General features: G+C 25.5%; 7 protein-coding genes. 2 read left to right on the top strand and 5 right to left on the bottom strand.

Features of this window, described 5'->3' with window-relative positions:
• Positions 1–71 precede the first annotated feature (71 nt).
• Complete coding sequence (locus tag HMPREF1092_RS03055) at positions 72–1,346, top strand: hemolysin family protein (RefSeq protein ID WP_002597135.1); 1,275 nt, start codon at positions 72–74, stop codon at positions 1,344–1,346.
• Positions 1,347–1,749: 403 nt separating this feature from the next.
• Positions 1,750–4,395: a magnesium-translocating P-type ATPase gene (mgtA, locus tag HMPREF1092_RS03050; protein WP_002597134.1), complete on the top strand. Its 2,646-nt coding sequence runs from the start codon at positions 1,750–1,752 to the stop codon at positions 4,393–4,395.
• Between the two features lie 523 nt (positions 4,396–4,918).
• Here mgtA and HMPREF1092_RS03045 read toward each other — a convergent pair.
• From HMPREF1092_RS03045 to HMPREF1092_RS03025, 5 genes are all read right to left on the bottom strand, one after another.
• Complete coding sequence (locus HMPREF1092_RS03045) at positions 4,919–6,772, bottom strand: type IA DNA topoisomerase (RefSeq protein WP_002597132.1); 1,854 nt, start codon at positions 6,770–6,772, stop codon at positions 4,919–4,921.
• Positions 6,773–6,922: 150 nt separating this feature from the next.
• Positions 6,923–10,771 carry a sacsin N-terminal ATP-binding-like domain-containing protein gene (locus HMPREF1092_RS03040; protein WP_002597131.1) on the bottom strand — a complete coding sequence of 1,283 codons (3,849 nt, stop codon included), beginning with the start codon at positions 10,769–10,771 and terminating at the stop codon, positions 6,923–6,925.
• 9 nt (positions 10,772–10,780) lie between these two features.
• The gene (locus HMPREF1092_RS03035) at positions 10,781–12,808 is read right to left on the bottom strand and encodes a helicase-related protein (RefSeq protein WP_002597130.1); all 2,028 of its coding nucleotides are present in this window, start codon (positions 12,806–12,808) and stop codon (positions 10,781–10,783) included.
• Positions 12,809–13,047: 239 nt separating this feature from the next.
• Positions 13,048–13,629, bottom strand: a complete 582-nt coding sequence (locus tag HMPREF1092_RS03030) for a TIR domain-containing protein (protein ID WP_002597129.1) — start codon at positions 13,627–13,629, stop codon at positions 13,048–13,050.
• A gap of 14 nt (positions 13,630–13,643) precedes the next feature.
• A complete protein-coding gene (locus HMPREF1092_RS03025) occupies positions 13,644–14,126 on the bottom strand; it encodes a TIR domain-containing protein (RefSeq protein WP_002597128.1) in 483 nt (160 codons plus the stop codon).
• Positions 14,127–14,129 lie beyond the last annotated feature (3 nt).

Genomic DNA, 14,129 nt, shown 5'->3' with positions numbered 1-14,129 from the left:
GCTTGTATATTGTGATGAATTTACTTATAATTTTTATAATACTAATGAAAATTTTAGGAGTGTGATGATACTTGGACTCTAGTTATACCGGAGAAATTATATTACTAATCGTATTTCTTATTCTTTCAGCTTTTTTTGCTATGGCAGAAACATCATTAATGTCTCTAAACAAAATAAAAATTAGACATATGGCTGATTCTGGAGTAAAAAAAGCAAAGCTTGTTGAACGTTTAATAGAAAATCCTAATAAACTTCTTGGAGCTATCTTAATAGGAAATACTATTTCAAATGTTGCTACTTCTTCTATAGCAACATCATTATCAGTGAAACTTTTACACGGTAGCGATACAGCAGTAGCTATATCAACTGCTATTACAACTGTATTAGTACTTATTTTTGGTGAAATAACACCAAAAACTATTGCAAAACAAAAATCTGAAAAAATATCTTTAAGAGTTTCAAAACCTATAAATATGTGTGTATTACTTTTTAAGCCTTTTGTTATTATCTTCACCTTTATTTCTTCTATCTTTATTCGTTTATGTGGAGCTGATCCTAAAGCATCCGAATCTCTTTTAACTCAAGAAGAACTAAAAACAATGATGGATGTTAGTGAAGAAGAAGGTATTTTAGAAGATGTAGAAAAAGAAATGATATTTAATGTTTTTGATTTTGCTGATTTACATGTAAAAGACGTTATGATTCAAAGATTAGATATAACTGCTATTAATAAAAACAGTAGCTATGAGGAAGTTTTAAAAGTTATAAAAAATGATCAGTATTCAAGAATTCCAGTTTATGATGAAAATATAGATAATATAATCGGAGTTTTAAATGTCAAAGATCTTATAATAAATGATGATATAGATAAAGATTTTAATCTTACTAATTATATTAGAGAAGTTCTTTTTACATTTGAATTTAAAAAAATAGCTGAATTATTCTCTGAAATGAAAAAAACTAGAAATCATATGGCAGTGGTACTAGATGAATATGGTGGCACTGCTGGTATTGCTACTATAGAAGACCTTATTGAAGAAATAGTTGGAGAAATTGAAGATGAATATGATCAAGAACATAATATGATGACAGCTATAAAAGATAATGAATACATAGTTGATGGTAGTGCTCGATTAGATGATTTAAGTAAATTTATAGGAATTAATATTGAATCAGATGAATTTGATTCAATAGGAGGGTTAATAATAGAAACTATTGGTGGCATTCCTAGCCCAAATGATAAAATTATAATCAATGGAGTAAAATTTATAGTCGAAAAAGTTGATAAGAATAGAATTAAAAAAGTTAGAGTTTTAACTCATAATTTAACTATTGAACAAAAATAAACACACCTTAATGGTGTGTTTATTTTTTATTTCTTTTATTTTTATTTTTGACATATTATAATTTTCTTGCTATTTTCTTTATAAAATACATATTTTATTAACATATATTTTGTTAATCATATATGAATATTAGGCATTTGATTAATAATTTGGTAAAATTCGCTTTGATTTTTATAATGCTAAAATGCTTTAAACTTAGTTAAATCAATACATACACATAAATAACTAATATTAAAAAATTATTTTTACATGAGAACTTATTTTTTTATTATAATATTCTCAAAGTGACAAATTACTTAAAAAGATAAATTTATCAATTAGCACTTAAGTAACAACTCACCTTAATACTAATTATATGCTAAACTACTTTAACTAATATGTTAGAAAAGAAGGTGAAATTTCAATGATTAGTAAAAATAATCAGAGAAAAAAAGAGTTCAATCAAGAGTATTTCAAAAAAATAACTAATGAGATTCATTGTAACAGTGAGCTGTCTAATGAGGAACTTTTTAAAAAGTTTAATAGTTCTCCTAATGGATTAACTAAAGAACAAGTAGATAAAAATATTTCTACTTACGGAAAAAATGATACTAGAGATGATAAGAATGAACCTGTTATTATTCAATTTTTTAAGTCATTTCTTAATGCATTTGTTTTTGTATTAGTTATTATCGGTATTATTACATATTTGACCAGCATTGCTTTTGTTCCAAAATCTCAACAAAGTTGGTCACAAATCTATATTATAGTTGTCCTAATTTTAGTTAGTGGAATAATTACTTTTACTCAAGAGTTCAGATCTGAAAAAGCAGCAGAATCTTTAAGGAAACTCATTAAAAGTACATGTTTTGTTAAAAGAGATAATAAAAATTTCTCAAAGATAGATACTAAAGATTTGGCTGTAGGTGATATTGTAAAATTACAAACTGGTGATATCATTCCAGCTGATTTAAAAATTCTAGAATGTAAAGACTTTTTTGTTAGTCAATCTACTTTAACTGGTGAAGCTGAGCCAATAGAAAAACACATATTAAATCACAGCAATAGTTCTGAAATTGGTGAATACACAAATATTTGTCTCCTTGGTACTAATGTTGTTAGTGGTACCGCAACTGCAATTGTTATTGGTACTGGCGAAAATACATATTTTGGTGCAATGCAGGATTCTCTACAAGAAACTGATCCTGAAACAAACTTCGATAAAAGCGTAAAAAAAGTTTCAAAAATGCTTTTAAAATTTATGGCAATAATGGTTCCTTTAGTTCTTGTTATAGATTGGTATCAAACAAAAAGCTTTACAAGTTCTTTAATGTTTGCTGCATCATTAGCAGTAGGCTTAACACCAGAAATGTTACCTACTATAGTTTCTGAAAACCTTGCAAAAGGTGCTGTTAGAATGGCAAAGAAAAAAACTGTTGTAAAGAAAATTGGATCAATTCAAAACTTTGGTTCATTAGAGATACTTTGTACAGATAAAACAGGAACATTAACTGAAGATCATATTAAAGTTGAAGAATGTATGGACATCTCTGGAAATCATTCAGATAGAGTTCTTAAATATGCTTATATAAATAGTGTAAGTCAAAATGGATTACAAAATGTTATAGATTTTGCAATAATAGAAGCTGCAAATGAAAGAAATTTTGATAATACAGTGAAAAATAAAATTAATAAATTAGATGAGCTTGCTTTTGACTTTAATAGAAGAAGAATGTCAGTTCTTATAAATGAAAACGATAATAATACTCTAATTACTAAAGGTGCCTTTGAAGAAATGCTTCAAGCTTGTAAATATGTTGAAATCAATGGTGAAATTTTAGAAATTGATAATAAGGTTATACGTAATTTAAAAGAAAGAGTTGATTATTTAAATTCTGAAGGTATGAGAGTTATTGGAGTTGCTAAAAGAACTTTAGATAAAACATCTCTTACTTTAAAAGATGAATCCGAAATGACATTAATTGGATTTATAGGATTCTTAGATCCACCTAAAGAAAGTACAAAAGAAGCTTTAGAAGCTTTAAAAAATTATGGTGTTGATGTAAAAATTTTAACTGGTGATAATGAAGTGGTTACACAAAAAGTATGTAATCAAGTTGGTTTTGAAATCACTGGAATTTTACTTGGTAATGATATTAAAAATATGACTGATAACGAACTAAGAAATGCAGCTTTAAAAACTAATGTTTTTGCTAAATTAAATCCTATTCAAAAAGCAAGAATTGTACGAGTATTAAAAAATGCTGATAAAGTTGTTGCTTTTATGGGTGATGGTATAAATGACTCTATAGCTCTAAAAGAATCTGATATTGGAATTTCAGTTGATACTGCTGTTGATATTGCTAAAGAATCTGCAGATATTATATTATTAGAAAAAGATCTTATGGTTCTAAAAGAAGGTATAATCGAAGGAAGAAAAGTTTTTGCAAATACAACTAAATACTTAAAACTTACTGCAAGTTCAAACTATGGAAACTCTCTTAGTGTTCTTATGGCAAGTATTTTCTTACCATTTGTTCCTATGCTTCCTATTGAGCTTCTAGTTCAAAATTTAATTTACGATATTACTCAAATTTTTATCCCTTGGGATAATGTTGATGAAGAACTTATTGCTAAACCTAGAAAATGGGATTCGAAAGAAATAGGAAAAATGATGATTGTTTTTGGTCCTACCAACTCTCTATTTGACCTTATTACATTCCTTACAATGTGGTTTATCTTCGGTTGTACAACAAATGCTACAGCTCCATTATTCCAAACAGGTTGGTTCATAGAAGGAATCTCAAACTCTGTATTCGTTCTATATGCTTTAAGAACAGAGAAAGTGCCTTTCTTCCAAAGCAATCCATCATGGATATTTAACTTATCAATTATTGTAACAGTTATATTTGGTTGGGCTCTTCCTTATTTACCTATAGGACGTGCAATGGGTATGGTTTATATAACTCCTTGGTATCTTGTTTATATCTTTGTATTAATGATAATATTCTGTATGTTATGTCAATTTACTAAAAAGATTTATATGAAACGTTTTAACAGACTTTTATAATATTACTTAGGAGGTAAAAAAATGAGTACTTCATTATTTATTCTTGGTATTGTAGCTTGGTTTATTGCTTATCTTGGATTACCAGCTTTGATACTTATAAAAAAAGATTTATAAACAAAATGTAACTAAAATCTAGAGATGTTCAAATTCATCTCTAGATTTTTTTAATTCTCTTTTTTAGATTTTATCTCTACATATTGATTTATAATTATATATTAAATCAAATTTTAATATTTTTCTTTTAGAATATCTTTCCATTACATTTATATTAAATAAAATTTATACTATCTAGAAATTAATAAACCACAGGTTTTAAGCACTATAATACTTAAAAAGTCCATTTTTAATTCTATATTTTTTACTATCTATAAATTTATAAAAAATATATACTAAAATAAAAGAACTATAAACTCTTTAATTGTTTTAAGATTTTATAGTTCTTTCTCTATATAATTCTATTTATTTTTAAAACCACTAATTTTGAATCAAACAAAAAACTTTTTTCTCACTTTATTAATATTTTTTATAAAAATTCAATTTTCCAATTAAAGTACCCTGTTTCTTTATTTAATTCATATCTAAAATAAGCTGAAAAAGTATTTCCTTTTTTACTTTTTAAATTTCTAAAACCTACTTTTCCGTTTTTAAGTAAAAGAGCTACCATTTCTTTTGAAACAGTCTTTCCAAAAGAAGAAATATATTTATCATCTTTCCAAATTGTATATTTACAACCATTTTTCCAATTTGAACATCCAAATCCTTTTTCACCTTCAATAACTGGATTACCACATATAGGACAATTCCCTATACTTTCTTGACCTTTCTCTAAATCTACTTTAAAGTGTTTTAGCATAGAATTGTCGTTTTTTATTTTATTTACTCCTTCTATTGTAAAATCCTTTATAAGTTTTAAGAAATCTTCTTTTTTAAACTTTCCTTTTTCTATATCTGAAAGAGTTTTTTCAAGTCTTCCTGTATATTCAAGGTCTAAAAGCTCTTTAACAGGAAATATTTCTACCATAGTCCTTCCAAGCTCTGTACATGTAAGACTTTTTCCTTTAGTTGTAATATATCCAACATCTTTAAGTTTTTTTATAGTTTCTGCACGAGTTGCAGGAGTTCCTATACTAAATCCACTTAAAATTGAAGCCATCATTTCATCACTATTATTTTCTTCTTTATTTTCATCCTCTGGCTCTTCTTTATCTTTTTTAATATTTTTTCCGCAAGTTTCCATAACTCTAAGAAGGGTTTTTTCAGTATGTTTTTTAGGTGGTTTTTTAGTTACTGAAGATACTTTACTAGAAACTACATCTATTATATCTTTTTCATTTACCATAGGAAGTATAGTATCCTTGCTTTCTATTTTTTCTACTACCTTCCAACCCTCAACAAGTTGAATTTTTCCTTTAGATATAAATTCACCCTTTAATTCTGAATCATTTATTTTGGTTACTATTTTACTTTCTTCATATTCAGCTACAGGCATAAATTGCATTATGAATCTATTTTTTACTGCATTATATACTATTTTTTCATCTGCACTTAACCCATTTGGCTTCATATATGTTGGAACTATGGCACTATGGCTTTCAACCTTTTTATTATCAAATACTCTTTTACTTTTAGTAAATTTTATTTGATCTTCATAAGGTAATCCTTTTTTTATATTTTCTAATACTTTTTTTGTTCTATCTACTAAACTTTCCTCAAGCGCAATACTTCCTGTTCTAGGATATGTTATAAATTTCTTTTCATAAAGACTTTGAGCTACTTTTAAAACTTTATCTGAAGTCCATCCTTTATATTTACTAGTTATATGCCCTTGTAAATTTGATAAATTAAAAAGAAATGGTGGATAATCTTTTTTCTTTTCTGTTTCTTTTAAGACTATAGTTCCACTTTTTCCTTCTAGCTTTTTTCCTATAGCTGCTAAATCATTTCTATTTTCAAATTTTTCAGAGTTATTTTCATAATATAACCCTTCAAATTCTTTATTTTCATTAGTTTTAAATTTTGCTACAAGTTTATAATAAGTTGTTGCTTTGAAGTTTTCTATTTCTTTATCTCTATCATAAATTATTTTTAAAGTTGGAAGAAGGACACGACCTATATTCAAAATTTTATTATCTTTATTTAATTTATATCTTATAGTAGATACAGATGTTAAGTTTATTCCTATTATCCAATCAGCCCATTGCCTCCCAATTCCTGCATCCTGAAGGGATTGCATTTCTCTATTATCCTTTAAATTTTTCATTCCTTTTTTAACTTCAGTTTCTGTCCACTCATTTAAAAGAAGTCTATAAATAGGTTTTTTTTCATTAAAATAAAGAAATATTTCATCACCTATTACCTGTCCTTCATTTATACTCACTTGTCAAGATGTAACTTTAAAATTTTCTAAGTATTTTAGCCACCTACACGTATTTTTTATAAAAAGTTAAATTTACACAACTAAAATTAAGTCTCTAATTTTAAATACCTTTATTTTTTACACACTATTTATTCTAAAATTCTAACTTATCTATTTCTTTTTATCTAATTTTTTATATAAAATCATATTTAAATAAGACACCTTCATAGGTATCACTATCTCTTTATTATCATATAACTCAAGTTCAACATTAACTGTTTTCATTTTCAAATTACTTTTTATATGATTACTATCAATACAATAACACGTTTCAAATTCTTTCATAATATTTTCAAAATTTATTATTTCTCTTTTTTTCGCATATCTAAACATAGCTGCACAGTTTAAACAAGATACTAAATATATATATGGAGTTTCTTCACTATCTGTTTTAAATCTATTAAATTCCATTCCTGATAATGCTGTTAAATGCCTTTCTCCACAAACTGGGCAATTATATCCATATCCCTCCATTAAACTTGAGTCAGTTAACTCAAATTTTTCACATAATTGTTTTAAGATTTCTTTATCCCAAATACTTTTTAATTCTCCTTCTCCTTTTTTTATATTCTCTTCATGAAATTCAAAGAAAACTCCTTCACAATATTTCGGATGTCCACTTTCATTTAATTCCTTTGGATTTTTTGCTTTTTCCTCTAATTCATTAAAATAGTTTTGTATTTCTTTCTTTTGATAAGTTTCCAATTTACCATACTCCACTTCTAAAGCTTTTACTATCATAGCAGATTTATTTTCTTGAAACTTAAGTAAATATTTTATTTCTTCTGTTTTATTATTTTTTTCATCAAATTTAATAATTTCTTCTTTCATATTTTTACTTTTAACAATAGCAAACTGATTTAAATCTATTTCCTTTTTATCTGTAATAGTATTATTTAAAAAATCTTGTAAATCTTCAAACTCTTTAAAAAATTCACTTACATTTCTCATTCCATCCTTTAATACTATATACCCTTTTTTCATCAACTTACCAAGATTTTCGTCACCAGTTAAGTATTTATAGCATGAGAGAAATTTCTCAAGTGTTAAATCAAATGCTTTGTCATTATCATTTACTCCCCATGCATAGGACTTTCCAAAGCATTCATTTAAAATTCTAGACATTCGTAAAGCACTTATAAACTCCTTCCCTTGATTTAAAAAAGAATTCATAAATTCTATTTCTATCTCTTTATTTTCACTTTCAAACATCGTTGTGTTTTTTATTTTATTATTTTTGCTCTCAATATTTTCCCATATATTAGAATATTTTTTATTAGATACTATGCAAAACTTACAATCTTTCAATTCATAAATATTTTGCTTTTGATTTTGATAATTTTTGATTTTGTTATTTAATTTTTCAATATAACTATTTTCTAATACAAATATTTCTTTATTTTCTAATACAAATATTTCTTTTTCTTTTTCTTTGACAATTTTAAATAAACCTAGTAATCTACATAACTCTACTAAATGCTCTTTTTCAATCTTTTGATCATCTAATAAACTATTAATATCTTCTAAAAAATATCTTTTAATTTCACTTTCATTCTCAACTACTCTAGTCTCATTATTGATTTCTATAAATTTTTTCTCTTCTAACTGTAAAATTTCAAATGATATTTTATCTATCTTTCCATCTTTAAACTCTATTTTATGTTTTAATCCTAAAAATAATAAATACTTTATATATTTATCTCGGTTTTCTATTCCATTTGGTATTTCCCAATATTTCAATGTATCTAAACTAATAACTTTTCTAATATATTCAATATTTATATCTTTATCTTTATAACTCTCCCAACCTTTTAATGATAAAGTATACTTATTAAAAAATTCTTTAATCTCTTTTGGACAACTTTTAGATTCATAACATGTAGCATCTCTTTCATAAAATTTAAATGTTCTTCCAATAAAGTCTTTCATAGTTGATTCATCTATCCCGCACTCTATTAACTCATCACTTAATTTATTAAAATATTTTTGTAAATTGTATTCAGATACCCCATAAATATCCTCCACTTTCTCTTTTAAACCTTCAATTTTATTCTCTCCTTCATATATATATATTGAATTCTCTTTATCCTCTATTTCTCTCTTCTTTGAATGAATAAATACTTCTTTATTCATTTCATCTATTATATAAGAATAGCTCACTAATTTAAATCCATTACTATCTTTTATACACTCACAAGGTATAATTTCTATAAAATTATGTTCATTATCTCCCTTTATTTTATTTGAATCTAACAAACTTATGATTATTTCTAGTGTATTTTTATCTTCCGTTTCTTCCCAATATTTTTTTATTCCACCTTGTTCTTTTACAAAATCATATACATTACATTTTAATTGCTCAGAATTTTTTTTCAAATCATAAATTAATTTATTCCATTCAGTATTTTTAGGTATGTTAAATTCAGTTCCAGCTAAATTAATAAACTTATATATCCTTTCATATTTATTTTCTTCATACTCTGTTTGGCATATCTTATCATTATTATTGCTCTCTACTGAAACAAAGTATATATCTTTCATTTTAAAAAAAGAATTTTTATTACTTAAAATAACTTCCTCATTTTGAATTTTATTATAAAAATCATTTAATTCATTACTATAAAATTCTTTTTCTGCTTCCTCTTTTGTCGGGATATACTTATATAGCTGTTCTCTTAATTGTTTTAGTTCGTTATTATCTTTTAATTCACTCATATGTGTTTCAATTACAGCCTTATATGAATTCAATAGAAATTTCGCTAAATTATTTTTTACCTGCTCATTCCATTTTGAGTCTTTTTCAAAATCATTAGCTGTAATGTTTCCTCTACTTGCTGTTAAATGAACATCTAAATTAATAAAAACTGGAAATTTAACTTCTATAGTAGTTGGCAAATATGAATATATCTTTCCACACTCTATTTCATCTTCAATAAGTGGAAAAGCAATTTGTGTTGATCTTTTAATAGTATCTATTTCCCCCAACTCACCTTCTAAATATTTCCATCTTGATAAAATTGCTTCTTTTCCAAATTCCATATTTTCTGTATATATTATATACTTTTTTTTATCAATTTTAGCTAACGCAAATTTATCATTTATCTTTTCTTTCTGTATGTTTATTGTTATTTCTTCTTCTCCATTTTTTTCATTTACATAACTAATCTTTTTTATATTTTTCAAGAATATAAATGGATTTGCAAAATCTTCACAAAGTATATTATCTTTTAACCACTCATTAATTTGTTCTAAAAATTCTTTTTTTTCTTTTAAATCATCTTTTAAAACTAATGTTAATTTTGTATTCGAATTTTTTCCGTTTTCTATTCCTACCTTTGATGGCTCCAATATACTAATTAAATCATTAGGATCCGCTAGAATTTCAAATGAAAAATACTTACTTTTAACTTTAATTTCTTTTGCTATTGCAAATATCGATTTAAATCCAATTCCTTTTTCACCAATACTAGTATCCCTATCTTCAACCTTAGCCTTTTTACTGCTATTTCCTACTGATGTAATAGCAAAAAGATCTGAAAAATTAAATCCTCTTTCATCATACTCAAAAATAATATTAGATTCTTTATCTAATGTTATTTTTAAACTATGTTCACTACCTCCTTTAGAAGCATCATCAGCATTTTGTATTAACTCTAAAAAGAAATGAAGTGAGTCTTTGTATATATCTTTTATAAATAGATTCAATGTGTTTGCAGTACGATTTTCCGCATCATTTTTGTTACATAATATCTTATATTTCCAAATAGCTTCTAATATCCCTCTTTTTTTCTCATCAGATAATTCATTATCTTTCATCAATTTTTTATCATATTCTCCTAATACCTTTAAAATCTCATTTAATTCTATTTCAGTTATATCTAGTACTTCTGCTAAATCTTTACGTGCATCTTCATAAGATCCTTTAATTTCTTCTCTATTAATTAATATTTCATTATCCACAATATCCACCTACTTATTGTTATATATTAAATGACTGTTTAACGTTCCACCATCATAAACATACTTTAAAAATTCCCTATTGTTTTTATCACTATTGATAGAAATTCCATCCTCTTTTTCTTCTATTGAAATCTTTTTTTCTTCTAATAGTTTATTCGCTCTTTTGTATTTATTTTTATTTTGTTCCATATAAATTTTCTCAATAGATTCAAATGTACTTATTTCCTCACCGTACATACTCTTAAACACCTCAACAACCTTATCTTTAGCTATCACCTCATCACTTTCTATTGTTTTTCCAATAGTATCTATGATGTTATAATATATTCCTGTACTCTTTTTTATCTCTTGTAATTTATTCAGCAAAACTGAATAAATACTATTCTTATATTTTTTTAGTATATTTATATCATTAGTTTCTATATATTCTTTAATTTCTTCATCACTAGGATCTACATTTTCTATGCAAAAGTTATAAATAAATAAATCGGGCTTTTTAACCTCGAATCTATCAATACGCCCCTTTCTTTGAGCAAGTTGAATAGGATTATATGTTAAGTCGTAGTTTACAATAGTATTGCAAAAATCCATATCTTGACCTTCACAAGCTACATTAGTAATTATTAATACATCTTTTCCTGATTTAGGATTTTTAAATTCATTAAACCTTTTCCATTTTTCACTTATATCTATTTCTCCATTAATTAATATAGAATTATCAATATTATCATTTAGATAATGTGCAGTTTCATTAAAATTTACAAATACGACTATTTTCTTATAAAATTCATGCTCACTATCCTCATTTTTTAAACTTTTCAACTTATTTTCTTCAATTATCTTCTGTAACGCCTCAAATTTATAATCTTTCCCATATATATCTTCATTTACTAGTTTTTTAATATCTATCAAAACATCATTAATTTCCTCATTACTAATAATATCCTCTATCTCTATATTCTCATCACATATATTTTCTAAAAATTCATCCCAATTTTCAAAACCATACTCGTCAATATCTTCTTTATTTAACTTAGATTCTAAGATTAATTTTTTGATATCGCTATGTTCAAGGTTTAAAAATCCGTCAAAATATTTCTTTGCTGCTTCTACTGAGCTTCCTATCATATTAAACCCAACAAACTTTCGCAATGTGTTTCTACCATTAAATATTTTCTCACAAATTTTAATATAGTCTTTTAATCTATCATTTTGAATAAGTATATTATTAATATGCCATTTAACTTTTTCTTTCCTCATCTCTTCTTTTAGAGTCCTATTAAAATAACAACTTTCTATTTCAAAAGTAAAATCATTTTCATTTATATTATTTTTTCCAAATAACAATTCAATTTGTTTATTTAAATCCTTATCTCTTCCACTTAAAGGTGTTGCAGAAAGTAATATTGTATATTGACTTTCCTCTCGAATCTTCATAATCTTCTCATGTCTTGCATTACTTACATTATGGGCTTCATCTATAATTAAAACCCCTAACTCTACCTCCTCTATATTTTTACAATTTGATATACTATCAAATGAAATAATTGATATATTGCTTGATTCTTTCATATCTTTAATAATCGTTGAACTTAAACCAAAAAACATATTTAAAACTTCTTGCCATTTCTTACATAACATATTCGGGCAAATTATTAGTATTCTTTTTCTTAAGTCAATTCTTCCTGAATAAAGTAACTCACTTAAAATAATACCCGTTTCAAAAGTCTTTCCAACTCCAACCTCATCCGCAATATATATACATTTCTCTTTGTTTTCATCACTTATTAAATTCAAATAAGGCTTATATTGAAATGGTTGAAACGTAATCATATCATTATAAAATGATACTAATTCCTCATTTTTCTTATCATGTTTTTCTTTATTTTTTTTGGTTATTTTTTTATATATTTTAAATTGTTCACTATTTAATACATACTTTTTTTCTGTTTCTTTATCTTTAACTTTATAATTTCCCTCTTTACTATCAAACTTAACCTCATAATTTTGATATAGCTCTTTATTTTTAGAATTCATTTTTACCTCCATTTACTTAAATATATTATTTTTAAAAATATAACTACTTATATCCACGTTCTTTAAATTAGAATCTAAAAAAGGATAGATATCTCTATCCATCCTTTATTATATTTTATTATCTATATTTTCCTTATTAATCACCTAGATATTCATATAAATTTTCCATTTAAGATATCTTTTTCTATATATATCAAATTACTCATCATAAAATATTTATTTTTATCATTTGATTCTATTTAATTATTTCTAATAAAAGGTTTTTTACCCTCTAACCACTCATCAAATTTAACATATTCATCTTTATTATTATTTACCCATAAACATTCATTTTGTTTTGTATCCTCTGTTAGAGTAATGTAACTATACAATCCTAAATACTCCGTTCCATTATACTGCTCTGAACTATCCGGCCTACTTTTTACTGGTAATATTGCAACTTTATCTTTTAAGGCATCAAAATACCCTAACTCCCATGGCATCCAATTAGACTTTTGATAATTTTCTGTTGTTGCATAAAATAGACACTTGCTCTGTTTCATTCTTATTCTTAACTGCTCTGCTGTTTCTGATGTAACTTGTGTTCTGTCTAAAGACTTATCCTCTATCCAATCTACATATACCGAATAACCTAAACTAATTAAATCATCTCTAATCAATTTAATATGCTTGGCATCTAGATAACTATGAGATAAAAATATATCATATGTTTTTGAGGCATCAAAAGATTTATTTAAACTACTTAACTCATAACTTGCAAAACTTTCTGTAAGGCTTTTACTATTCGCTCTCTTCTCTAAATCCTGTATATTAAAAAACATAACTATACCACCTTCTATCTACTTGCTCTTTGTGCTGCTTCTTCTATCCATTTTGACATATTTTCTCTTCCATTATCACAAACCCAATCATAGGTTTTATATATTTCTGATAGATATACTCTTCTACCTTGGTATTCATAATAAATATTTTCAAAAGGATTTTTCCCCTTGTAGTCAGTTTGTCCATATTGATTCTTGACATTATGTATATATATACCTATAACACCATTTCCTTTTGCAAAGCTCTTCTTTATTTCATACTCTACATACTCTCTAGTCGATGTCTCTGCTCCAATAAGTACAACTGTAACACTTGTTCCTTTCATTTGCTCATCAATCCAATTACAGATATGTGCTTTTCCTTTTAGTTTTACTTTTTCCCATTCTGCCTTATCAATAAACCCTGAATCATCACCTGTAAATCTTCCACTATTTCTTACTTGTCCTGCTCTCCATGCATCTCTTCCAAAATGAAAGCTAAAAAATACTTTCCTCATAAA

Source organism: Clostridium thermobutyricum (assembly GCF_000371465.1).
Lineage (GTDB): Bacteria > Bacillota > Clostridia > Clostridiales > Clostridiaceae > Clostridium > Clostridium thermobutyricum.
This window is presented reverse-complemented; position numbering and strand designations above follow the sequence as displayed.